This window comes from Pseudomonas sp. SM4 (genome assembly GCF_051913165.1).
GTDB lineage: Bacteria > Pseudomonadota > Gammaproteobacteria > Pseudomonadales > Pseudomonadaceae > Aquipseudomonas.
On sequence record NZ_JBODOE010000004.1, the window covers coordinates 125,117 to 148,104 of the forward strand.

The 22,988-nt window shown below is 60.5% G+C and carries 17 protein-coding genes and 1 pseudogene; 14 read left to right on the forward strand and 4 right to left on the reverse strand.

Annotated features, from left to right (window positions below):
* Nucleotides 1–68: 68 nt before the first annotated feature.
* Nucleotides 69–506 (reverse strand): YkgJ family cysteine cluster protein, encoded by a 438-nt coding sequence (locus ACQ4MY_RS08965; RefSeq protein WP_038359983.1) that lies wholly within the window; start codon nucleotides 504–506, stop codon nucleotides 69–71.
* A gap of 260 nt (nucleotides 507–766) precedes the next feature.
* Here ACQ4MY_RS08965 and ACQ4MY_RS08970 point away from each other — a divergent pair, with 260 nt between their 5' ends.
* The 5 genes from ACQ4MY_RS08970 to ACQ4MY_RS08990 all read left to right on the forward strand — a co-directional run bounded on the left by ACQ4MY_RS08970 (nucleotide 767) and on the right by ACQ4MY_RS08990 (nucleotide 10,280).
* Nucleotides 767–3,217 (forward strand): glycogen/starch/alpha-glucan phosphorylase, encoded by a 2,451-nt coding sequence (locus ACQ4MY_RS08970; RefSeq protein ID WP_008080574.1) that lies wholly within the window; start codon nucleotides 767–769, stop codon nucleotides 3,215–3,217.
* A 155-nt stretch (nucleotides 3,218–3,372) separates the two neighbouring features.
* Nucleotides 3,373–6,963, forward strand: a complete 3,591-nt coding sequence (locus tag ACQ4MY_RS08975; protein WP_440094831.1) for a DUF2339 domain-containing protein — start codon at nucleotides 3,373–3,375, stop codon at nucleotides 6,961–6,963.
* Nucleotides 6,960–8,324 carry a DUF3999 domain-containing protein gene (locus ACQ4MY_RS08980; RefSeq protein ID WP_440094832.1) on the forward strand — a complete coding sequence of 455 codons (1,365 nt, stop codon included), beginning with the start codon at nucleotides 6,960–6,962 and terminating at the stop codon, nucleotides 8,322–8,324. The genes ACQ4MY_RS08975 and ACQ4MY_RS08980 overlap by 4 nt, the downstream gene beginning before the upstream one ends.
* Nucleotides 8,325–8,663: 339 nt before the next feature.
* Nucleotides 8,664–9,674, forward strand: coding sequence for a class 1 fructose-bisphosphatase (locus tag ACQ4MY_RS08985; protein WP_008080580.1), 1,011 nt, complete (start codon nucleotides 8,664–8,666; stop codon nucleotides 9,672–9,674).
* 3 nt (nucleotides 9,675–9,677) lie between these two features.
* Nucleotides 9,678–10,280: a DUF924 family protein gene (locus ACQ4MY_RS08990; protein WP_440094833.1), complete on the forward strand. Its 603-nt coding sequence runs from the start codon at nucleotides 9,678–9,680 to the stop codon at nucleotides 10,278–10,280.
* A gap of 85 nt (nucleotides 10,281–10,365) precedes the next feature.
* On the opposite strand, the gene ACQ4MY_RS08995 is transcribed toward ACQ4MY_RS08990, so the two are convergent.
* Nucleotides 10,366–11,130: a methyl-accepting chemotaxis protein gene (locus tag ACQ4MY_RS08995; protein WP_371924604.1), complete on the reverse strand. Its 765-nt coding sequence runs from the start codon at nucleotides 11,128–11,130 to the stop codon at nucleotides 10,366–10,368.
* 93 nt (nucleotides 11,131–11,223) lie between these two features.
* A pseudogene (locus ACQ4MY_RS09000) lies at nucleotides 11,224–12,258 on the reverse strand (HAMP domain-containing protein); the annotation flags it as partial.
* A 281-nt stretch (nucleotides 12,259–12,539) separates the two neighbouring features.
* Here ACQ4MY_RS09000 and ACQ4MY_RS09005 point away from each other — a divergent pair.
* The gene (locus ACQ4MY_RS09005; RefSeq protein WP_003220802.1) at nucleotides 12,540–12,794 is read left to right on the forward strand and encodes a hypothetical protein; all 255 of its coding nucleotides are present in this window, start codon (nucleotides 12,540–12,542) and stop codon (nucleotides 12,792–12,794) included.
* Between the two features lie 30 nt (nucleotides 12,795–12,824).
* The gene (locus ACQ4MY_RS09010; protein ID WP_008080588.1) at nucleotides 12,825–13,394 is read left to right on the forward strand and encodes a lipocalin family protein; all 570 of its coding nucleotides are present in this window, start codon (nucleotides 12,825–12,827) and stop codon (nucleotides 13,392–13,394) included.
* 88 nt (nucleotides 13,395–13,482) lie between these two features.
* Here the strand turns inward: ACQ4MY_RS09010 and ACQ4MY_RS09015 are convergent, their stop codons facing one another.
* Nucleotides 13,483–14,847, reverse strand: coding sequence for a formimidoylglutamate deiminase (locus ACQ4MY_RS09015; RefSeq protein WP_440094834.1), 1,365 nt, complete (start codon nucleotides 14,845–14,847; stop codon nucleotides 13,483–13,485).
* Nucleotides 14,848–14,993: 146 nt separating this feature from the next.
* On the opposite strand from ACQ4MY_RS09015, the gene hutC reads away from it, so the two are divergent.
* The 7 genes from hutC (at nucleotide 14,994) to ACQ4MY_RS09050 (ending at nucleotide 22,834) form a co-directional block, all read left to right on the forward strand.
* Nucleotides 14,994–15,704 (forward strand): histidine utilization repressor, encoded by a 711-nt coding sequence (gene hutC / locus ACQ4MY_RS09020; RefSeq protein ID WP_163013658.1) that lies wholly within the window; start codon nucleotides 14,994–14,996, stop codon nucleotides 15,702–15,704.
* Nucleotides 15,701–16,270 (forward strand): HutD/Ves family protein, encoded by a 570-nt coding sequence (locus tag ACQ4MY_RS09025; protein WP_440094835.1) that lies wholly within the window; start codon nucleotides 15,701–15,703, stop codon nucleotides 16,268–16,270. Before hutC ends, ACQ4MY_RS09025 begins: the two co-directional genes overlap by 4 nt.
* 480 nt (nucleotides 16,271–16,750) lie before the next feature.
* The gene (gene hutU, locus ACQ4MY_RS09030) at nucleotides 16,751–18,439 is read left to right on the forward strand and encodes a urocanate hydratase (protein ID WP_064388899.1); all 1,689 of its coding nucleotides are present in this window, start codon (nucleotides 16,751–16,753) and stop codon (nucleotides 18,437–18,439) included.
* 122 nt (nucleotides 18,440–18,561) lie between these two features.
* A complete protein-coding gene (locus tag ACQ4MY_RS09035; RefSeq protein WP_159811600.1) occupies nucleotides 18,562–20,034 on the forward strand; it encodes a purine-cytosine permease family protein in 1,473 nt (490 codons plus the stop codon).
* 69 nt (nucleotides 20,035–20,103) lie between these two features.
* Nucleotides 20,104–21,072 (forward strand): ABC transporter substrate-binding protein, encoded by a 969-nt coding sequence (locus tag ACQ4MY_RS09040; protein WP_440094836.1) that lies wholly within the window; start codon nucleotides 20,104–20,106, stop codon nucleotides 21,070–21,072.
* 83 nt (nucleotides 21,073–21,155) lie between these two features.
* Complete coding sequence (locus ACQ4MY_RS09045; RefSeq protein ID WP_008080600.1) at nucleotides 21,156–22,007, forward strand: ABC transporter permease; 852 nt, start codon at nucleotides 21,156–21,158, stop codon at nucleotides 22,005–22,007.
* Nucleotides 22,004–22,834 (forward strand): quaternary amine ABC transporter ATP-binding protein, encoded by an 831-nt coding sequence (locus ACQ4MY_RS09050; RefSeq protein WP_008080602.1) that lies wholly within the window; start codon nucleotides 22,004–22,006, stop codon nucleotides 22,832–22,834. The genes ACQ4MY_RS09045 and ACQ4MY_RS09050 overlap by 4 nt, the downstream gene beginning before the upstream one ends.
* Nucleotides 22,835–22,988 lie beyond the last annotated feature (154 nt).

The window sequence follows — 22,988 nt, forward strand, 5'->3', positions numbered from 1 at the left end:
CACAATCATTGTGGGAGCTGGCTTGCCAGCGAAGGCGGCCGATCAGCCGCTGAAAATCGCAGGGCCGATCAAAACTTCTCGATCGCGCGGAAATTCTGCTCGCGCACCACTTCCTTCGGCTTGTAAGCGCAATACCCCGGACGCGGCCCGATCTTCGGGTGATTGCGGCAGGTATCCGGGCGCTTGTCATAAATGGTGCACAGGCGGCTCTTACGATCCAGGTAGTAGCAATCGTTGTTGCTCATGCGCTGCAGGGTGAAGATGCCGGACTTCTGGTTGAAGCGCTCGACCAGGCCTTCCTTTTGCAAACGCTTGGCGATGTTCTTCGGCGGGTCACCGAGTTCGAACTCGTCGACCACACCGATGCGCACCAGATCCTTGATCTTCACCTCAACCGGCAGCGTGCAGCAGCTGGACACGCAGGAACCGCACATCGGGGCTGAGTATTTTGCCCACGTATCGAGACGATCGATCTCGGCGGCGGCAATCAGGTTGGGCTTCATCATCGGGAGTTACCAGGCGTGTGTGCATCAGGGCGCGCGATCATACCGGGACTGGTGGATTTTTGAACAACCTTTCGCCAGATTTTTTCTGCGTGCAGGCACATTGCCGGACAATTCGGCACGGCCCCTGCATTCATTAGCTCATCCGCCAGGGTAATGCCGGGCCATCTCACAGTCTCAGGAAATACTGCCGAACCAGAGCCTCGACCGTCGGTCAGACCGTCTAGGCTCAGACAATTCCCCGCTCGCTCGAGGTCCCATTGATGACTCAAGAACCACTAGTTCGCGAAGCAGAGGTGGCCGCATTCCGCGACGCCGTCCTGACCAAACTCACCTACGCGGTGGGCAAAGACCCCGATCACGCCTTCGACCATGACTGGTTCGAAGCCATCGCATTGGCTGCGCGTGATCACATGGTCGAACACTGGATGGACCACACCCGGCAGATCTACCGCAAAGGCCAGAAACGGGTGTACTACCTCTCGCTGGAATTCCTCATCGGCCGTTTGCTCTACGACAGCCTGAGCAACCTCGGCCTGCTCGATGTTGCCCGTGAAGCGTTGACCGAACTCGGTGTCGATCTGGAACGCATCCGCCTGCTGGAGCCCGATGCGGCGCTCGGCAACGGCGGCCTCGGTCGTCTGGCGGCGTGCTTCATGGAAAGCATGTCGACCCTCGGCATCGCCGGCCACGGTTACGGCATTCGTTATGAGCACGGCTTGTTCCGCCAGGCCATCGTCGATGGCTGGCAACAGGAGCAGACCGAGCACTGGCTGGATTTCGGTAACCCGTGGGAGTTTGAGCGGCCAGAGGTCGTCTACTCCATCGGCTTCGGCGGGAGCGTCGAAACGGTCACCGACGTTTCCGGCAAATCCAAACAAGTCTGGTCGCCGGCAGAAACCGTCCGCGCGATTGCCTACGACACGCCGGTGGTGGGCTGGCGCGGGGCAAGCGTCAATACCCTGCGCCTGTGGCGTGCCCGCGCCATGGAAGATTTGCACCTGGAGCGCTTCAACGCCGGTGACCACTTGGGCGCCGTCGCCGAAGTGGCGCGCGCCGAGAGTATCTCCCGCGTGCTTTACCCGGCGGACAGCACCGAAGCGGGGCAAGAGCTGCGCCTGCGTCAGGAATATTTCTTCGTCGCCGCCTCGCTGCAGGATCTGCTGCGCCGTCACCGCAACATGCACACCTCGGTGCTGACCCTCGGCGATCACGCCGCGATCCAGCTCAACGACACCCACCCATCGATTGCCGTTGCCGAACTGATGCGGCAATTGGTCGATGTCTACGACGTGGCATGGGACGCGGCGTGGCAAGTGACGGTCGACACGCTGTCGTACACCAACCACACGTTGTTGCCGGAAGCGCTGGAAACCTGGCCGGTGGGTCTGATGGAACGCATGCTGCCACGGCACATGCAGATCATTTACCTGATCAATGCCCAGCACATCGATTCGCTGCGCGCCAAAGGCATTCACGATTTCGACGTGCTCCGTGCCGTGTCGCTGATCGAAGAAGACAACGGTCGCCGGGTGCGCATGGGCAACCTCGCGTTCCTCGGTTCGCACAGCGTCAATGGCGTGTCCGGGTTGCACACACAGTTGATGCGTAAAACCGTGTTCGCCGAACTGCACAAGCTCTACCCGGAGCGGATCAACAACAAAACCAACGGCATTACTTTCCGCCGCTGGCTGTATCAGGCCAACTCGGAACTGACCTCGATGCTGGTCGATGCGCTCGGCCCGGATTTGTTGGATAACCCTGAAGAGCGCTTGCTCGATCTCGAACCGTTCGCCGAGAAACCCGCGTTCCGCAAAGCTTTCGCCGAGCAACGGCTGCACAGCAAAAAGGCGCTGGCCTATCTGATTCATGAACGCCTGGGCATCGCGGTCAACCCGGCAGCGATGTTCGACGTGCAGGTCAAACGGATCCACGAATACAAGCGCCAGTTGCTCAACCTGCTGCACACCGTGGCGCTGTACCAGGCAATTCGCGCCGAGCCGGAAGTCGACTGGGTGCCACGGGTGAAAATCTTTGCCGGTAAAGCGGCGGCGAGTTATCACCAAGCGAAACTGATCATCAAGCTGACCAACGATATCGCGCGGGTGGTGAATAACGACCCGACTGTGCGCGGCTTGTTGAAGGTGGTGTTCCTGCCCAACTACAACGTCAGCCTGGCGGAGAGCATTATTCCGGCGGCGGACTTGTCCGAGCAGATCTCCACTGCCGGTTTCGAGGCCTCGGGCACCAGCAACATGAAGTTCGGCCTCAACGGCGCGCTGACCATCGGTACCCTCGACGGCGCCAACGTGGAAATGTGTGAGCGCATCGGTGCCGAGCACATGTTCATCTTCGGCCTCAGCGCGCAGCAGGTCGAGGCGCGTAAACAGAACCACGAGTTCAGCGCCTTGCCGGATATTGCTGCGTCGCATCGTCTGAACGATGTGCTGCAAGCGATCCGCAGTGGGGTGTTCTCGCCGGATGACACCTCGCGCTACACCGGGTTGATCGATTCGCTGGTGGATTACGACCGCTTCCTGGTCTGCGCTGATTTCGACTCGTATTGGGAAGCGCAGAAGCGCGTTGAAGCGCACTGGCATGACGCCAATAACTGGTGGCGTTCGGCGGTGCTGAACACTTCGCGGATGGGCTGGTTCTCGTCGGACCGGACGATTCGTGAGTACGCCACGGAGATCTGGAAAGCACTGGAGTAACTTTCCGCTCGGCTCGATATAATCGCGCGCCAGAAAAGATCGCAGCCTGCGGCAGCTCCTACAGGCATATGTAGGAGCTGCCGCAGGCTGCGATCTTTTTGGGTCAGGCTGCGCTAATCTTCCCGGATTGGCCTTCGCGCTTAGGGATATCGACCATGCAATGGATGTTCATGTTGATCGGGTTGGTGCTCGGCTGGCTGCTCGACGAGTCGCTCAGTGATGCGCTGTTGGGCGCGCTGCTGGGACTGGCGATCGGGCAGACGATCCGCATCACGCGGCTCGGCTCACAAATGGCTGAGCAACAGCAGCAATATGAACAGCTGAAGGAGGCTCTGCAGGGTGTCGCCCAGCGTCTGTTTCTGCTCGAAGGCTCACCGTCGCATGCGGTGCCACCGCCACCGCCAACGGTGGAACCTGTCGCCGAGCCTGTCGTAGACCCCGTCGGCATCGTCGAACCGGCCCCTGCGCCGGAGCTGGTCTGGGAGCTGCCGCCCGACCTCGAACCGATTGCTGCCGTGGCCAATCAGGCCAGCCAACCCTTGCCGGACGATGTCTGGCGCGCCGAACCGGCGCCGCGCGAACTGCAACAGCCTGCCGCACCCCGTGGCCCTAATCTCATCGAACGCGGCATCAGTGCTGCGCGTAACTGGCTGTTCGGCGGCAACACCGTGCTGCGCGTTGGCGTGGTGTTGCTGTTTTTCGGTCTGGCGTTCCTGCTGCGCTACGCCACTGAAGGCATGGTCGTGCCAATCGAGTTGCGTTATGCCGGCGTGGCGGCGGCTGCGCTGGGCCTGCTCGCACTCGGTTGGTGGCTGCGCAAACGCAACAGCAATTACGCCTTGATGCTGCAAGGCACCGGGATCGCGGTGTTGTACCTGACGGTGTTCGCGGCGATGCGTTTGCATCCGCTGCTCGATCCTTCCGCTGCGCTTGGTTTGTTGGTCGCGGTGACGGTGTTCTCGGCGATTCTGGCGATCACTCAGGATGCTTTGGGATTGGCAGCCGCAGCGGCATTGGGCGGATTCGCCGCACCAATCCTGACCTCGACCGGCGCCGGCAACCACGTCGCGCTGTTCAGTTATTTCGCGCTGCTCAACGCCGGCATTCTCACCATCGCCTGGTTCAAGGCCTGGCGCCTGCTCAACCTGATCGGCTTCGTCGGCACCTTCGGCATCGGTTTCGCCTGGGGCTTGCGCTCGTATACGCCAGAGCTGTTGTGGAGCACCGAGCCGTTCCTGATTCTGTTCTTCCTGATGTACCTGGCTATCGGCCTGTTGTTTGCCCGGCGCAAGTTGCTCGACATGCCCGATGCCCCGGCGGACGGCGATCGCGAGGCGTTACTGCACTGGTCGGCGCGCAAGGGCGACTACGTCGACGGGACGATGCTGTTCGGCCCGCCGATCATCGGTTTCGGTTTGCAGTTCGCACTGGTACAGCATCTGGAATTTGCCGCCGCGTTCAGTGCGCTGGCACTCGGCATGATCTACATGGCACTGGCCAAAGTGTTGATGGGTGGTCGCGCGGTGCTGCTGGGTGAAACCTGTCTGGCGCTCGGGGTGATTTTCGCCAGTCTGGCGATTCCGCTGGGGCTGGATGCACGCTGGACGTCGGCGGCGTGGGCGGTGGAAGGCGCGGGGATTTTCTGGCTCGGCTTGCGTCAGCATCGACCGTTCGCGCGGGCCTTTGCGTTGCTGCTGCAACTGGGCTCGGCGTTGGCATTCCTCAGCCAATTGCGCGTCGGCGAAAGCAGTTTGCTCGACGGTGCTCCGCTGGGTGCGTTGATGCTCGGCATTGCGCTGCTATTCAGTTTCTATCAACTGCGCAAAGCTGCCCCGGAACAGGCATCGCCTTGGGAGCGCCAAGGCCTGCCAGTGCTGGCGTGCCTGGGCCTGACGTTCCTCTACTTGCTGGCGCCGTTGTTCTTCTTCATCCAGGGCACGGCGATCAGTTGGGCGCTGGCCGGGTTGGCGACGTTGTTTGTCGGCCTGCGGATTCAGTCCAGGACGTTCCTGTTCACCGCGTTTGCCGTGCAGTTGTTGGGTGGCGCGTTGTTTCTGCTGCGTCTGCAAGGTGCGGGGGAAGATTCCGCCGCAGTGTTCAGCGCTGGCTGGAGCGGTTTGCTCAGTGCTTCGCTGATCGGTCTGGCGTTGATCGCCGGCATGCTGTTGGCCGCTCGCGATGAAATGGTGCGCAGTGACGTGCGTCTGCTGCGCGGTCTGTCGGTGGTGCTGCTGGCCGGGTTGGTGCTGATCAATCTGGCGGTGTTGTTTGTGCTGCCGTGGCAAACGGCGAGCGCGGTGTGGGCGGCGAGTGGTTTGCTGATCATCTGGTTGAGCCTGTACCTCAAGCAGCGCGTGAGCTTTGTTTTCGGTCTGCTGTTGCAGGTGATTGGCGGCGCGGCGTTTTTACTGGCCGGTCCCGAGTTGCTTGGGCCGCTGTCCAGCGAAGGGCTGAGACCGCTGGCCCACGGCGGATTCTGGACGCCGCTGGTGCTGGGGCTGGCGGCAATGATCGGAGCGTGGCGCCTGCAACTGGGCAATCATGCCTCGGCATTCGATGCATTGAGTTTGCAGCGCTTGTCCGAAGTCTTGCTGGTGTGGGGCGCCGGTTGGTGGACGCTGGCGTGGGTCAGTGAAGTGCTGCGGTTTGCCTCGCCGAATTTGCAAGGCACGTTGCTGCTTTTGGTTGCCGCCGTCAGCGTGGCGCTGTGGACGTTGCTGTCGCTGCGCTTGAAATGGCCGGCACTGGGTCTGCTGTGCACCTTGTTGATTCCGGCTGCGGCGCTGGTGCTGCTCGGGGCCTGGCATTCGCGTTATCACCCGGCGGCGGATTTCGGTTGGCTGGCGTGGGCGGCGGTATTCGCCGTGCATTTCTTCAGTCTGCGACGCTTGGCGCCGATGCTGCCGGCGCGGGCCTTGAGTACGGCGCATGTGCTCGGCTGTTGGCTGCTGATCGGCGTACTGGCGTTGGAATTGCGCTACGGCCTGCTGTTGTTGTCCGAGCAATACAACGCCTGGCGCTGGCTGGGCTGGGCGATTCTACCGAGCGTTTATCTGTTGCTGGCAGCGGCCCCGCGCTCTTGGCCGTGGCCGGTCGCAGCGTTTGCTCGCGAATACCGCTTGTACGCTGCTGCGCCGTTGGCGGTGCTGATGCTCGCGTGGTTCTGGTTGGCCAATGGCATCAGCGATGGCAACGCCGAACCGCTGCCGTATGTGCCTTTACTCAACCCTTTGGAATTGGGCCTGCTGTTCGCGTTGTTCGGCGTTTACGTGTGGTCGCGCAGTGCGATTTCGCAATTGTCGATTCGTCAGGACTATGCCGATTACGCCACGCAACTGATCGCCGGGGTTTCGCTGTTCGCCTTCTGCACCGCGTTGGTCACTCGCGCCGCGCACCATTGGGCGGGGATTCCGTTCGAGCTGGATACGCTGCTCGCGTCGATGCTGGTGCAGGCCGGATTATCGATTGTCTGGACGCTGATGGCGCTCGGTTTGATGATCGGCGGGCATCTGCGCCATCGCCGCGAAGTGTGGCTGATTGGCGCCGCGCTGATTGCGCTGGTGGTGGCCAAACTGATTTTTGTCGAACTGAGCAACCGTGGCGGCCTTGCCCGGATCGTCTCGTTTATCGGCGTCGGCGTGTTGCTGCTGGTGGTTGGCTATTTCGCGCCGCTGCCACCCAAACGCGTCGAGGCGGAACCGGCGGCGGACACACCGGCCGCGGACACCGAAGGAGTTTCATCTTGAGTCGCATGCGAAATCTGGGTTGGTTGGCGTTGGGCGTGGTGATGGTGGCCAGTGCCCAGGAAAAGCCGGCGGACTTCGCCACGCAGGTGCCGCTGGCGGTCAGCGGCAACGGCCCGTGGTATCGCCTTGAACTGCCGCTGAGCGTGCAATTGCAGGCACGCCAGACCGACCTCAGCGACCTGCGCGTGTTCAACGCCGCCGGTGAACCACAGGCTTACGCCTTGGCGCGCGAGTCGGCGCAGACCCGCGACGACGGTAAGTTGCACGAGGTGAAATGGTTCCCGCTGTACACCGCCGCTGACGCCAGCGAACGCGCGCCGAACGTGCGCGTGCAATCGACCACCAACGGCACGCTGGTCGAAGTGCAACCGTCCAGCCAGTTGGAGGCGGGTGAAGAAGTGCTGCGCGGCTGGCTGCTCGATGCCAGCGCGATCAAGGCGCCGTTGCAGCAATTGATCCTCGACTGGACCAGCGAACGCGATGGCTTTCAGCGGTTCAGCATCGAAGCCAGCGACGACTTGCAGCACTGGCAGCCGTGGGGCGAAGGGCAGGTGGCGCGGCTGACCTTTTCCGATGAGCGCATCGAGCAGCACGAAGTGACGTTGCCGGGGCAATCGGCGCGTTATGTGCGGTTGCTGTGGGAGTCGCCGAATTCGGCACCGATCCTGACAGCGGCACAGCTGAAAAGCAGTGATCCACGCGATCTACCGCTGCCATTGGTCTGGTCGCAGGCATTGGCCGGCAGCAGCACCAAGGCCGGGGAATACACCTGGCAGTTGCCGATGGGGCTGAACGTTGAGCGTGTGCAGGTGGAACTGAAGCAGCCAAACAGTCTGGCGCCGGCGATATTGGCGGGGCGACGTGAAAGCAGTCTGCCGTGGCAGGAACTGAGCAACGGCTTGCTCTATCGCCTGACGCAGAACGGCCAGGACGTGGTGCAGAACGAATTGCAGCTCTACGGGCAGACCGTGCAGCAGTTGAAGCTGACGGTCGATGAACGCGGCGGTGGTCTGGGCGCGCAGGCGCCGAGCGTGAAATATGCGGTGCGCGCAACGCAGGTGATTTTCCTCGCGCGGGGCGAGGGGCCGTACAGTCTGGCGTTGGGCAATGCGACGGTGAAGACGGCTAATCTGCCGTTGGCGACACTGATTCCGGATTTCAAGCCGCAGAAGCTGGCGTCGTTGGGCAAGGCGTCGGTGCAGGGTGAAGCGGTTGGTACGCAGACATCGACGGCGACCACAGCGGCGGTGGCGCAGACCAATTGGAAGAAGATCGGGTTGTGGGCAGTGTTGTTGTTGAGTGTGGTGTTTTTGGGGGCGATGGCGTTTAGCTTGTTGCGCAAGCCTCCAACCAACACCTGAGAATGGCTGGCGCTGCGCGCCAATCGCTGGCAAGCCAGCTCCCACAGGTTATTTGGTGTACACAAAATAGATGAACGACCGAAGTCTTTGTGGGAGCTGGCTTGCCAGCGATGACGGCCGATCAATCAACAAAAATCCTCAAACCGCCGCTATCACTCAACCACCATCCGTCCCGAACCGGTCTACGCTAAACCCGCTACCTGAACTCTCCACCGACAATCACGTCTCATGCAGGCAATTACACCCCAACGCACGTTACCGGGCGTCTTCGCTCGCTACGTTTTCAGACTCCCTGTAAACTGCGCGGGTTTTTAGCCCCCCATTCCACCGGAGCCGTCCATGTCCCGCGTTACCCTGAGTCGCTATTTGATTGAGCAGACCCGCAGCAATAACACTCCTGCCGATCTGCGTTTCCTGATCGAAGTGGTGGCGCGTGCCTGCAAGGAGATCAACCACGCCGTGTCCAAAGGCGCCCTGGGTGGTGTTCTGGGCAGCATGGGCACCGAAAACGTGCAAGGCGAAGTGCAGAAGAAGCTCGACGTGATCTCCAACGAGATCCTGCTCGAAGCCAACGAATGGGGCGGTCACCTGGCCGGCATGGCGTCCGAAGAAATGGACAATGCCTACCAGATTCCGGGCAAATACCCGAAAGGCGCGTACCTGCTGGTATTCGACCCACTGGACGGTTCGTCGAACATCGACATCAACGCCCCGGTCGGCACCATCTTCTCGGTACTGCGTTGCCCGAACGAATACCTGAGCCAGAACGAGCCGCTGAACGAGAAAGCCTTCCTGCAGCCAGGCACCCAGCAAGTAGCCGCCGGTTACGCGATCTACGGTCCACAGACCATGCTGATCCTGACCTTGGGCGACGGCGTCAAAGGTTTCACCCTGGACCGTGAAATGGGCAGCTTCGTGCTGACTCACGAAAACATCACCATTCCTGAATCGACCCAGGAATTCGCCATCAACATGTCCAACCAGCGTCACTGGGAAGCCCCGGTACAACGTTACGTGGGCGAGCTGCTGGCCGGTGAAGAAGGTCCGCTGAAGAAGAACTACAACATGCGTTGGGTCGCGGCGATGGTTGCCGACGTACACCGTATCCTGACCCGTGGCGGTCTGTTCATGTACCCGCGCGACAGCCGTGAGCCATCCAAGCCAGGCAAACTGCGTCTGATGTACGAAGCCAACCCGATGTCGTTCCTCGTGGAACAGGCGGGCGGCGCGTCCACCGACGGTCATCAGCGCATTCTCGACATCCAGCCGGAAGGCCTGCACCAGCGTGTAGCGGTGTTCCTCGGCTCGAAAGAAGAAGTCGCACGCGCGACGGCCTACCACAAGGAATAAACCATGACCGCGCCCTGGCAGCCGTTGCTCGATTGGTGGTTCGGACAAGCCGAATCACCGGACGAGATATCGGCTGACAAGGGCAAGTTGTGGTTCGGTAAGCGAGACAGCCAAGACCTCGAAGCGCAGACGCGTTTCGGGGTCTTTGTCGATCAGGCCCTGGCCGGCGAATTGACCGAGTGGACGCAACGTCCCGAAGGTTGGCTGGCGCTGGTGTTACTGCTCGATCAACTGCCGCGAATGATCTATCGCGACACCCCCAAAGCGTTTTCCGGTGATCTGCGCGCGCAGAAACTCGTCGCCCAAGGCATTGCGGCGGATTTTGATCGGCAGTTGAAACCGATCCAGCGAGTGTTCATTTATCTGGTGTTCGAACACTGCGAAAACCTCGCGGTGCAGAACGAAGCGGTTTCCCGATTTATCGAACTGGTGGCTGAACAGCCGGAAGCGCAGCGGGCGGTGTTTGCCGATAATCTGGATTATGCCGAGCGGCATCAGAAAGTGATTGCGCGGTTTGGCCGGTTTCCGCATCGCAATGCGGTGTTGGGGCGGGAGTCTACGGCGGAGGAGTTGGTGTTTCTTTCCGAACCGGGTTCGCGGTTCTGATCCCAAAAAAGATCGCAGCCTACGGCAGCTCCTACAGTGAACTCGATCTATGTAGGAGCTGCCGCAGGCTGCGATCTTTTGATCCTTAAATGCGGAAACTACCGACCAATTGCTTCAGACGCGCCGCCTGCTGCTCCAGATCCGAGCATGCGCGCAACGTTGCCTGCAAGTTCTCCACACCTTCCTGATTCAGCGTGTTGATCTCGTTGATATCGACATTGATCGACTCGACCACTGCCGTCTGCTCTTCAGTCGCGGTCGCCACCGACTGGTTCATCCCGTCGATCTCGCCGATACGCTGAGTCACGCTGCCCAAGCGCTCGCCGGCCTGGTTGGCGATGCCGACGCTGCTTTCGCTCTCGCGCTGGCTCTCGGTCATGATGCTGACCGCCTGACGCGCGCCGACTTGCAGCTCTTCGATCATCTTCTGCACTTGCTGCGCCGAATCCTGGGTGCGGTGCGCGAGGTTGCGTACCTCATCGGCAACCACGGCAAAACCACGACCGGCCTCACCGGCACGCGCCGCTTCGATCGCGGCGTTGAGCGCGAGCAAATTGGTCTGCTGGGAAATGCTGGTGATCACTTCGAGAATCTGGCCGATGTTCACCGTGTTGGCGTTCAGGGTTTCGATGTTGCCGCACGAATCGCTGATCTTCGCCGACAGCTGCTGCATGGCCTGAATGGTTTTATCCACTACTTGCTGACCGTCGACCGCGAGGCTGCGCGCATCGCTCGAATGCTGCGAGGCGAGTGCGGCGTTCTGGGCGATTTCCTGAGCGGCGGCGCCGAGCTGGTTGATCGCGGCAGCGACGCTGTTGGTACGGCTGGATTGCTGGTCGGAGTTGTACATCGACGAGTTCGATGCCGCGACCACGCGCAGGGCGACTTCGTTGACCTGGCCGGTGGCCGAGGACACTTCGCGAATCGAGGTGTGAATACGTTCGACGAAACGGTTGAACGAGGTGCCCAGCGCGCCGAATTCATCGTTGCCGTGAATCACCAGGCGTTTGGTCAGGTCGCCTTCACCTTCGGCGATGTCGTGCATGGCGCGGCCCATGGTCAGCAGCGGTTGCATCAACACGCGGATGAGCATGCCAAGCAGGGCGATGATGATCACCACCGCGATGATCATCGCGATCAGCGCCGAGGTGCGGAATTCGCTGAGCATGGCGAACGCGGTGTCTTTGTCCAGCACCAGCGCCACGTACCAGTCGGCCGACGGCACGCCGTTGACGCGGGTGAAGGAGATCAACTGAGTCTTGCCGTCGAACTCGACTTCTTTCAGGCCCGGGCTGACTTTCGGCGCACCGTTCGGGTAGGCCTCGGCGAGAGTCTTGAGTACCAGTTTGCTGTCCGGGTGGATCAGGATCTTGCCGTCGGCACTGACAATGAAGGCATGACCATGGCCGCCGAAGTTCAGCGAGTTGATGATCGCGCTGACGCTGGTCAGGTCGATGTCGGCACCGGCGACGCCGAGCATCTGGCCCTGACGTTGTACTGGAGTGGCGACGGTGATCACCAGTTTGCCCGAGGAGGCGGCGATGTACGGTTCGGTGACGATGGTCTGTTGCGCGCTGTTGGCGGCTTTGTACCAGCCGCGTGCGCGTGGATCGTAATCCGGTGCGCGGTTGCCGGCCGGTACCGAGAACATCACGCCGTCGGCACCGCCGAAATAGCTGAGCTGGAAATTGCCGGTGTAGGCGGGCAGGTCGATGATGCGCTTCAGGCTGGCCGGGGCATTGCCGTCGACAGCCACTTGCTGCGACAGCGATTGCAGCAATTGAATGCGGCTTTCCAGCCAGGTCTGGATGTTGCTGGTGGTCAGGCTGCCCAGTTCCTGCATCGACGCTTCGGTGCTGCTGCTCAGGGCTTCGCGCTGCCGATAGTCGTTGAAGAAAATGAAACAGGCGAACGCAACGGCCACCACGAGGGCGGCCGCCAACAAGATCTTGTGGCTGAATTTCATGTTTCTGGTCATCGAATGAGCTACCGCGAAGGGGCTGGTCAAGAAAGGGCGGCAATTTGCCACACTCGGGGGCTTTGCGCTGCTCTTATTTCGACCGCGGCGCGCCAAAGATTAGGCGTCTTTTGCGAAATGCGACGAAATGCCCAATAGCCCTACAAAGTGTCTGATTTATCGGCAAAAGCCGGACGGGCGGGCTAATAAATAGCCGTCCGGCCACGGAACCAGATGAGGGTTTTCTCTTCTAAGCTTCTGGTTGGCACCATGCCATCCCCCCTCGTTCCAGGAGTTACACCATGTCGTTGCGATCTATCGCCCTTCTGACGTTTTGCGTGCTGTTGGCCGCATGCAGCAAGGTCAATCAGGAAAACTACTCGAAGCTCTCGGCCGGCATGGCCAAGGCCGAAGTCGAGACACTGCTCGGCAAACCGACTGATTGCTCGGGCGCGCTCGGCATGTCCAGTTGCACCTGGGGCGACAAGAACAGCTTTATCAGCGTGCAGTACGCCGGTGACAAAGTGCTGATGTTTTCCGGCCAAGGCCTGAAGTAAACCGGGGCTTCGCGCCCACGGAGAAGAAAAATGAAGCGGTTATTGCTGATCCTTTTTGCCGGCCTGGTACTGGCCGGCTGCGCCACTTCCGGCGTCGACCCGTTGGCGCCGAAAACCGTCAACAGCGTCAATCTCAAGCGCTATCAGGGCACATGGTACGAGCTGGCGCGTTTGCCGATGTACTTCCAGCGCAATTGCGCGCAATCCGAAGCCCATTACACCCTCAAGCCTGACGGCAATGTCGCGGTGCTCAATCGCTGCCTGACCCCGCAATGGCAGTGGGAAGAAGTGAAGGGCACGGCGTCTCCACAGGTGCCGGGCAAGACCGACAAGCTCTGGGTCGAATTCGATACCTGGTTCTCACGCCTGATTCCGGGTGTGGCGAAAGGCGAGTACTGGGTGCTGTACGTCAGCGATGACTACAAGACCGCCATCGTCGGCGACCCGAGTCGCAAGTACATGTGGTTGCTGTCGCGCACGCCGACCGTCAACGGTGTGGTGCGCGAGGAGCTGCTGAGCAAGGCGCGTCAGCAGGGCTATGACACCACGCGACTGATCTGGCGAGCGTCGGATCGGCAGATGGCCAAGACTTCGAATTAAGAGCGAAAAGATCGCAGCCTCCGGCAGCTCCTACATGGGAAAGTGTTCACCCTGTAGGAGCTGCCGAAGGCTGCGATCTTTTGCTTTTCTAGCCGAGGAGGTCGCGCAGAACCTGGGTGAAGGCGCGTGCACTTTCTTCTTCGCCAGCATGCCGGCCATCACGCACCACCCACTGGCCATTGACCAGCACATCACGCACCTGCCGATCGCCACCGGCAAACAACCAGCGATTCAAAATCCCGTCGCCATTGGCCGTCGCCAGATACGGATCGTTGCCGTCGAGCACAATCCAGTCGGCACGTTTGCCAACCTCCAGCGCACCAATCGGCTGCCCCAACGCCTGCGCACCTCCATCCAGCGCCGCGTCATACAGCGTGCGCCCGACCATCGGCTGATCCGCGCCATACAAACGATTACGCCGCTGATCACGCAGACGCTGGCCGTATTCCAGCCAGCGCAATTCCTCCACCACACTGAGCGACACATGGCTGTCGGAACCAATACCCATGCGTCCACCCTGCGCGAGAAAATCCACCGCCGGGAAAATCCCGTCGCCCAGGTTGGCTTCAGTGGTCAGGCACAGACCGGCGATGGCGCGACTCTTGGCCATCAGTGTGACCTCTTCCGGATTGGCATGGGTCGCATGAACCAGGCACCAGCGCTGATCGACTTCGGTGTTCTCGTAAAGCCATTGCAGAGGACGCCGACCGCTCCAGCTCAGGCAGTCGTCGACCTCTTTCTGCTGTTCGGCGATGTGGATGTGAATCGGGCATTGCTTGTCGCTGGCCGCCAATACTTCGCTGATCTGCTGCGGCGTCACCGCGCGCAACGAGTGGAAACACAGGCCCAGCGATTGCGCCTTTTGCTGCGCCAACATTGGCTGCAAGCGTGACTGCAGATTCAGGTAGTTTTCGGTGCTGTTGATGAAGCGACGCTGGCCATCGTTGGGCGTCTGGCCACCAAATCCGGAGTGGCTGTAAAGCACCGGCAACAGGGTCAAACCGATGCCGCTTTCGCTTGCGGCCTGACTGATGCGCAACGCCAGCTCAGCCGGATCGGCGTAAGGCTGGCCATTGCTGTCGTGGTGCACGTAATGAAATTCGGCGACAGAGGTGTAACCGGCCTTGAGCATTTCGATGTACAGCTGACGAGCGATCACGCCGAGCTGATCCGGGCTGATTTTTCCGACGAGCCGATACATCAGATCGCGCCAGGTCCAGAAACTGTCGTTCGGATTGCCGGCCACTTCAGCCAGCCCCGCCATCGCCCGCTGGAAAGCATGCGAGTGCAGATTGGGCATCCCCGGCAACAACGGCCCGCTTAGTCGCTCGGCGCCATCTGCGGTGGAATCGGCCTGGATTTGGGTCAGCAGGCCCTCGGCGCTGACCTCAAGACGTACATTGTTGGCCCATCCGTTAGGCAGCAGCGCGCGTTCGGCAAAGAAGGCGGACATGGTTCAGCACCCCATCGTGTGTTATTTGTATATACATATACAGACGTTTGCCTGCCCGGTAAACTCCGGCAAGCTAGCCACTTTCATCCAAAGAACAGGGATCAACCGTGCCGACTCCGCCTCCAGTCTCCCCGTTGGCCGCGAACATGGGCGACAGTCCGGCGCCCTTGTACGCCCGCGTCAAACAGATGATCACCCAGCAGATCGACAGCGGAAACTGGCCGCCGCACTACCGCGTGCCGTCCGAAAGCGAGTTGGTCAATCAACTCGGTTTCAGCCGCATGACCATCAACCGCGCCCTGCGCGAGATGACCGCCGACGGTCTGTTGGTGCGCATGCAAGGCGTCGGCACGTTTGTCGCCGAACCGAAGAGCCAGTCCGCGCTGTTCGAAGTGCATAACATCGCCGACGAAATCGCCTCCCGTGGCCATCGCCACACCTGCCAGGTGATCACCCTCGAAGAAGAGGCCGCCGGTTCCGAGCGCGCACTGGCGCTGGACATGCGTGAAGGGCAGAAAGTCTTCCACTCGCTGATCGTGCATTACGAAAACGACATTCCGGTGCAAATCGAAGACCGTTTCGTCAACGCGCTGGTCGCGCCGGAATACCTCAAGCAGGACTTCACCCTGCAAACGCCTTACGCCTACCTGAACCAAGTGGCTCCGCTGACCGAGGGCGAGCACGTGGTTGAAGCGATTCTGGCCGAGCCGTCCGAGTGCAAGTTGCTGCAGATTGAGAAGGGTGAGCCTTGCTTGCTGATTCGTCGCCGCACGTGGTCGGGGCGTCAACCGGTGACCGCTGCACGATTGATTCACCCGGGTTCTCGTCATCGTCTGGAAGGACGCTTTCATAAATGAGTGAAGTGAAGGTTTTACGCGCGGAAGGCTACCCGCGCATGCCGTGGAAAAACGGCGGCGGCAGCACTGAGGAAATAACCCGTGATGCCGGTGCCGGGCTGGATGGTTTCGGCTGGCGCCTGTCGATTGCCGACATCGCCGAGTCCGGTGGTTTTTCGACCTTCGCCGGTTATCAGCGGGTGATCACCGTATTGCAGGGTGACGGCATGACCCTGTGCGTCGACGGCGACGATACGCGGCCGCTGTTACCGCTCGACCCGTTTGCCTTCAGCGGTGAAAGCCAGGTGTCGTGCACGCTGCTCGGCGGTGCGATTCGCGACTTCAACCTGATCTATGCGCCGCAGCGTTACAGCGCGCGGTTGCAGTGGTTGGACGGTGAGCAGCGATTCTTCAGCTCGGCGGGGACGGTATTGGTGTTCAGTGTCAGTGAGTTACTGGAAGTGCAGGTCGGTGACACTGCGTCGCAACTCGGTCGCCATGATTGCCTGCAACTGGACGGTAACAGTGGCCTGATCGAAATATCCACCAATGACCCTTGCTGCGTAATCGAACTCCTCCAAAACTGAACACAACCCCCTGTGGCGAGGGGATTTATCCCCGATGGGCTGCGCAGCAGCCCCACTTCTTCTTAATTGTAAATGGGGCCGCTTCGCGACCCATCGGGGATAAATCCCCTCACCACAACAGCCATCCCACTCCTGTTCCCCAATGCGCACCAACTTGTTACCGAACGCCCCAGCGTGGCGCAAAACCTCGCTTTCGAAAAAATCCCCAATCCCTTCCATCAATACCCTCGAAATATTTCATCCACGCCTGAACCCTTGTTTCAGGCGCTCTCCAGCCCTGTCCGCATTTTTTCTTGAACACCCCACCAGCAAGTTGGCCGCTCGATTGCATATGCTTGTATGTACAAGTAAAGACGTATGCGTATGAGTCGTTCGAGGCTCTCCGCAGCGTCCACTGATTCGCTTGTCGCGCAGCGAAGCGCGCAGGCTGCTTGCCCACTGCCAGGGTTGGTTTGAATTGATCGCTGAGGAGTCTTTTTCGTGACTGACAATACCCAGAAACCTACCAAGGTTCGCAATGTTGAAATCCGTGCCGCCCGCGGCAACAAGCTGACCGCCAAGAGCTGGCTGACCGAAGCGCCGCTGCGCATGCTGATGAACAACCTCGACCCGGAAGTCGCCGAGAACCCGAAAGAACTGGTGGTTTACGGTGGTATCGGTCGCGCCGCGCGTAACTGGGAGTGCTACGACAAAATCGTCGAAAGCCTGACCAACCTGAATGACGACGAGACCCTGCTGGTGCAATCCGGCAAGCCGGTCGGCGTGTTCAAAACCCACAGCAATGCCCCGCGCGTACTGATCGCCAACTCCAACCTCGTCCCGCACTGGGCGAGCTGGGAGCACTTCAACGAACTCGACGCCAAAGGCCTGGCCATGTACGGCCAGATGACCGCCGGCAGCTGGATCTACATCGGCAGCCAGGGCATCGTTCAAGGCACCTACGAAACCTTCGTTGAAGCCGGTCGCCAGCACTACAACGATAACCTCACCGGCAAGTGGGTGTTGACCGCTGGCCTCGGTGGCATGGGCGGCGCACAACCGCTGGCGGCAACCCTGGCCGGCGCTTGCTCGCTGAACATCGAATGCCAACAAGTGAGCATCGATTTCCGCCTGAAAAGCCGCTACGTCGACGAGCAAGCCAAAGACCTCGACGACGCCCTGGCGCGCATCGACAAATACACCAAAGAAGGCAAAGCGATCTCCATCGCGCTGCTGGGTAACGCTGCAGAAATCCTGCCGGAACTGGTCAAGCGCGGCGTGCGCCCGGACATGGTCACCGACCAGACCAGCGCCCACGACCCGCTCAACGGTTACCTGCCTGCCGGCTGGACCTGGGACGAATACCGCGCCCGCGCCAAGACCGAGCCCGCCGCCGTAATCAAAGCCGCCAAGCAGTCGATGGCCGTGCACGTCAAAGCCATGCTGGAATTTCAGAAGCAAGGCATTCCGACCTTCGACTACGGCAACAACATCCGTCAGATGGCACAGGAAGAGGGCGTCGAAAACGCGTTCGACTTCCCGGGCTTCGTACCGGCTTACATCCGTCCGCTGTTCTGCCGTGGCATCGGCCCGTTCCGTTGGGCGGCACTGTCGGGCGATCCGCAAGACATCTACAAAACCGACGCCAAGGTCAAAGAGCTGATCCCCGACGACGCGCACCTGCACAACTGGCTGGACATGGCCCGCGAGCGCATCAGCTTCCAGGGTCTGCCGGCACGTATCTGCTGGGTCGGCCTGGGCCTGCGCGCCAAGCTCGGTCTGGCCTTCAACGAGATGGTGCGCAGCGGTGAGCTGTCGGCGCCGATCGTCATCGGTCGCGACCACCTCGACTCCGGCTCGGTGGCTAGCCCCAACCGTGAAACCGAATCGATGCAGGACGGCTCCGACGCCGTTTCCGACTGGCCCCTGCTCAACGCTCTGCTCAATACCGCGAGCGGCGCGACCTGGGTTTCCCTGCACCACGGCGGCGGCGTCGGCATGGGCTTTTCGCAGCACTCGGGCATGGTGATTGTCTGCGACGGTACGGACGAAGCGGCCGAGCGCATTGCCCGTGTACTGCACAACGACCCGGCCACTGGCGTTATGCGCCACGCCGATGCCGGTTACCAGATCGCCATCGACTGCGCCAAGGAACAGGGCCTGAACCTGCCGATGATTACCGGCAAATAAATGCAAAAGCCCTGTAGGAGCTGCCGCAGGCTGCGATCTTTTGATGTTGGTTTTTCAAGATCAAAAGATCGCAGCCTGCGGCAGCTCCTACAGAGAATCTAACAATCCACAGAGGTTGAATCATGGCTGTCAACACCGATCGTGCAAGCAACAAACCGTTGATCGAAAGGCGTTCGATTGACTACATCCCGGAAGCGGAAAGACACGGTCGTCTGTTCAGCCAATTCACCCTGTGGATGGGCGCCAACCTGCAAATCACTGCGATTGTCACCGGGGCTTTGGCCGTGGTGCTCGGGGGTGATGTGTTCTGGTCGTTGATCGGTCTGTTGATCGGTCAATTGCTCGGCGGCGGGGTGATGGCGCTGCACGCCGCGCAAGGGCCGAAACTCGGCCTGCCGCAGATGATCTCCAGCCGTGTGCAGTTCGGCGTGTATGGCGCGGCGATTCCAATCGTGTTGGTGTGCCTGATGTACCTGGGTTTCACCGCGACCGGCACCGTACTTTCCGGCCAAGCGTTGGGTCAGTTGTTTAACGTCAGCGACAGCGTCGGCATCCTGATTTTCGCCAGCGTGATCGTGGTAGTCACGGTGCTCGGTTATCGGGTGATCCACTGGATCGGCCGTGTCGCCAGCGTCATTGGCGTGATCGCTTTCGTCTTCCTGTTCTGGCGTCTGATGAGCCAGACCGACGTCGGCGCACTCCTGCAAATCCGTCATTTCAGTTGGAGCAGCTTCCTGCTCGCGGTGTCGCTCGCGGCCTCCTGGCAGATCGCGTTTGGCCCTTACGTGGCTGACTATTCCCGTTACCTGCCGAGCAATACCTCGGCGGTCAAAACCTTCTTCGCCGCCGGTGCCGGTTCAGTGGTCGGCGCGCAGGTGGCGATGATCCTCGGCGTGTTCGCGGCGGCTTCGGCCAACGGCCAGTTCGCCGGTCACGAAGTTGCCTACATCGTCGGTCTGGGTGGCACCGGTGCCACCGCTGCGCTGCTGTACTTCAGCATCGCATTCGGCAAGGTGACCATCTCGACGCTGAACTCCTACGGCAGCTTCATGTGCATCGCGACCATCATCAGTGGTTTCAAAGGTCACCTGACCGTTACGCGTATGCAGCGTCTGGTGTTCGTGCTGGTGATCGTTGGCGCGGCGACCCTGATCGCGCTGCTCGGTCAGCACTCGTTCCTCGGTGCGTTCAAGTCTTTCATCCTGTTCCTGCTCGCCTTCTTCACCCCGTGGAGCGCGATCAATCTGGTCGACTACTACTGCATCACCCGTGAGCGTTACGACGTACCGGCGCTGGCCGATCCGAACGGTCGCTACGGTCGCTGGAATTTGCTCGGCATCAGCGTCTACGTGTTCGGTGTGCTGGTGCAGTTGCCGTTCATCTCCACCAAGTTCTACACCGGCCCACTGGTGGCGGCCCTCGGTGATGTGGATATTTCCTGGATCATCGGCCTGGTGCTGCCGGCCGTCGTCTACTACGTGTGCGCAAAAAAATGGCACAGCGCGGTGCCCGATCAACTGATTCTGCCGGTCGAGCAGAACAGCGTTGTACAACCTAAAACAAGCGGGGCCGGTCGCGCTGCGGCGCAGGCCTGATTGGACGTGGACAGGGCTGGATGCCTCTTGACTGCCGTAAGCCAATTCATGATTAGGAGCGTCACAACAATGAAATCGAACAAGACCCTGCTGACCACATTGCTGTCCATGGGCCTGCTGGCCAGTGCCGGCGCGACGCAAGCCGCCGGCTGGTGCGAATCGGGCAAACCGGTGAAATTCGCCGGGCTGAACTGGGAAAGCGGCATGCTCCTGACCGACGTCCTGCAAGTGGTGCTGGAGAAAGGCTACGACTGCAAGACCGACAGTTTGCCGGGCAACTCCATCACCATGGAAAACGCCCTGAGCAGCAACGATATTCAAGTGTTCGCCGAAGAGTGGGTCGGCCGCAGCGAGGTCTGGAACAAGGCCGAGAAGGCCGGCAAGGTCGTCGGTGTCGGCGCACCTGTGGTGGGCGCTGTCGAAGGCTGGTACGTGCCGCGCTACGTGATCGAAGGCGATGCCAAACGGAAGCTGGAACCGAAAGCCCCGGACTTGAAAAACATCGCTGACCTGGGCAAATACGCCGCCGTGTTCAAAGACGCCGAAGAGCCTTCCAAGGGCCGTTTCTACAACTGCCCGGCCGGCTGGACCTGCGAGCTGGATAACAGCGAAATGCTCAAAAGCTACGGCCTCGAAAGCAGCTACACCAACTTCCGTCCAGGCACCGGCCCGGCGCTGGATGCGGCGGTGCTGTCGAGCTACAAGCGTGGCGAGCCGATCCTGTTCTACTACTGGTCGCCAACCCCGCTGATGGGCCAGGTTGACCTGGTCAAACTCGAAGAAAAACCCGGCGTCGACAAGTCTGTGAGCATCAAGGTCGGCCTGTCCAAGACCTTCCACGACGAAGCCCCGGAACTGGTCGCCGTGCTGGAAAAGGTCAACCTGCCGATCGACCTGCTGAACCAGAACCTGGGACGCATGGCCAAGGAACGTATCGAGTCGCCGAAACTGGCGAAAATCTTCCTCAAGGAACATCCTGAGGTCTGGCATGCGTGGGTCAGTGACGACGCTGCCAAGAAAATCGACGCGGCGCTGTAGGTCGATACCTCCCGGCTAACCGCGAGGCAGGCCGGGAGATATGCCGTAAACGCTTGATTGAGATTTCTGATTGAGAGCCGCTTATGTTTCCCGAGAGCTTTACCTTTTCCATCGCCGACTGGGTCAACGGTTGGGTCGATTCGCTGGTCACCAACTACGGTGATGTGTTCCGCCATATCTCCGACACCCTGCTGTGGGCCATCGTCAACCTCGAAGGCATGCTGCGCGCAGCGCCGTGGTGGCTGATGCTGGCGATCGTCGGTGTGATCGCCTGGCACGCCACGCGCAAAGTGGTGACCACTGCGGTCATCGTCGGTTTGTTGTTCCTCGTCGGCGCGGTCGGCCTGTGGGACAAACTCATGCAGACACTGGCGCTGATGATGGTCGCGACGATCATTTCGGTGCTGATCGGCATCCCGCTGGGGATTCTTTCGGCACGCAGCAATCGCCTGCGTTCGGTGCTGATGCCGCTGCTCGACATCATGCAAACCATGCCAAGTTTCGTGTACCTGATTCCGGTGCTGATGTTGTTCGGCCTGGGCAAGGTGCCGGCGATTTTCGCCACGGTGATCTACGCCGCGCCGCCGTTGATTCGCCTGACTGATCTGGGCATTCGTCAGGTCGACGGCGAAGTGATGGAAGCGATCAACGCGTTCGGCGCCAACCGCTGGCAGCAACTGTTCGGTGTGCAATTGCCACTGGCCCTGCCGAGCATCATGGCCGGGATCAACCAGACCACCATGATGGCCCTGTCGATGGTGGTGATCGCCTCGATGATCGGCGCCCGAGGCCTGGGTGAAGATGTGCTGGTGGGGATTCAGACCCTCAACGTCGGACGTGGCCTTGAGGCCGGTCTGGCGATCGTGATTCTCGCAGTGGTCATCGACCGCATTACTCAGGCGTACGGTCGGCCACGGCATGAGGTGAGCAAATGAGCAACGCAACCGTGAGCAAGATCGAAGTCAAAAACGTCTTCAAGATTTTCGGCAACCGCGCCAAGGACGCACTGGCGATGGTCGGCCAGGGCAAGACCAAGGATCAGGTGCTGAGCGAGACCGGTTGCGTGGTCGGCGTGAACGATCTGTCGCTGAGCATCGGCACCGGCGAAATCTTCGTGATCATGGGTCTGTCCGGCTCCGGCAAGTCGACGTTGGTGCGTCATTTCAATCGGCTGATCGACCCCACCAGCGGCGCGATCCTCGTCGACGGTGTGGACATCCTGCAATACGACATGGATGCCCTGCGCGAATTTCGCCGGCACAAGATCAGCATGGTGTTCCAGAGCTTCGGCCTGTTGCCGCACAAGAGCGTACTCGACAACGTCGCCTACGGCCTGAAGGTGCGCGGCGAGAGCAAGCAAATGTGCGCGGAACGTGCGCTGCACTGGATCAACACCGTGGGCCTGAAGGGCTACGAAAACAAATACCCGCACCAGCTCTCCGGCGGCATGCGTCAGCGTGTTGGTCTGGCCCGCGCCTTGGCGGCAGACACCGACATCATCCTGATGGACGAAGCGTTCAGTGCGCTGGATCCGCTGATCCGCGCGGAGATGCAGGACCAGTTGCTGGAGCTGCAAAAGACGTTGCACAAGACCATCGTGTTTATCACCCACGACCTTGATGAGGCGGTGCGCATTGGTAACCGGATTGCGATTCTCAAGGATGGGAAGTTGATTCAGGTCGGCACGCCGAGAGAGATCCTGCATTCGCCGGCGGATGAGTACGTTGACCGATTCGTTCAGCGGCGTGCTGCGGTGGTTTGATCTGAATTATGCAGTGCACTGACTGGCCCTATCGCTGGCAAGCCAGCTCCCACAGGGGTTGTGTGAACAATGAGGGCTGGCAGGCCCAGTTCCTACAGAGATTGTGTGAACACTGAAGATCCTGTGGGAGCTGGCTTGCCAGCGATGAGGCCGG

Excerpts from the sequence above, each read along its gene's own strand:
- ACQ4MY_RS08965 (WP_038359983.1), bottom strand. The coding sequence starts at position 506 with ATGATGAAGCCCAACCTGATTGCCGCCGCCGAGATCGATCGTCTCGAT.
- ACQ4MY_RS08970 (WP_008080574.1), top strand. The coding sequence starts at position 767 with ATGACTCAAGAACCACTAGTTCGCGAAGCAGAGGTGGCCGCATTCCGC.
- ACQ4MY_RS08975 (WP_440094831.1), top strand. The coding sequence starts at position 3,373 with ATGCAATGGATGTTCATGTTGATCGGGTTGGTGCTCGGCTGGCTGCTC.
- ACQ4MY_RS08985 (WP_008080580.1), top strand. The coding sequence starts at position 8,664 with ATGTCCCGCGTTACCCTGAGTCGCTATTTGATTGAGCAGACCCGCAGC.
- ACQ4MY_RS08990 (WP_440094833.1), top strand. The coding sequence starts at position 9,678 with ATGACCGCGCCCTGGCAGCCGTTGCTCGATTGGTGGTTCGGACAAGCC.
- ACQ4MY_RS08995 (WP_371924604.1), bottom strand. The coding sequence starts at position 11,130 with ATGTACAACTCCGACCAGCAATCCAGCCGTACCAACAGCGTCGCTGCC.
- ACQ4MY_RS09005 (WP_003220802.1), top strand. The coding sequence starts at position 12,540 with ATGTCGTTGCGATCTATCGCCCTTCTGACGTTTTGCGTGCTGTTGGCC.
- ACQ4MY_RS09010 (WP_008080588.1), top strand. The coding sequence starts at position 12,825 with ATGAAGCGGTTATTGCTGATCCTTTTTGCCGGCCTGGTACTGGCCGGC.
- ACQ4MY_RS09015 (WP_440094834.1), bottom strand. The coding sequence starts at position 14,847 with ATGTCCGCCTTCTTTGCCGAACGCGCGCTGCTGCCTAACGGATGGGCC.
- hutC (WP_163013658.1), top strand. The coding sequence starts at position 14,994 with ATGGGCGACAGTCCGGCGCCCTTGTACGCCCGCGTCAAACAGATGATC.
- ACQ4MY_RS09025 (WP_440094835.1), top strand. The coding sequence starts at position 15,701 with ATGAGTGAAGTGAAGGTTTTACGCGCGGAAGGCTACCCGCGCATGCCG.
- ACQ4MY_RS09035 (WP_159811600.1), top strand. The coding sequence starts at position 18,562 with ATGGCTGTCAACACCGATCGTGCAAGCAACAAACCGTTGATCGAAAGG.
- ACQ4MY_RS09040 (WP_440094836.1), top strand. The coding sequence starts at position 20,104 with ATGAAATCGAACAAGACCCTGCTGACCACATTGCTGTCCATGGGCCTG.
- ACQ4MY_RS09045 (WP_008080600.1), top strand. The coding sequence starts at position 21,156 with ATGTTTCCCGAGAGCTTTACCTTTTCCATCGCCGACTGGGTCAACGGT.
- ACQ4MY_RS09050 (WP_008080602.1), top strand. The coding sequence starts at position 22,004 with ATGAGCAACGCAACCGTGAGCAAGATCGAAGTCAAAAACGTCTTCAAG.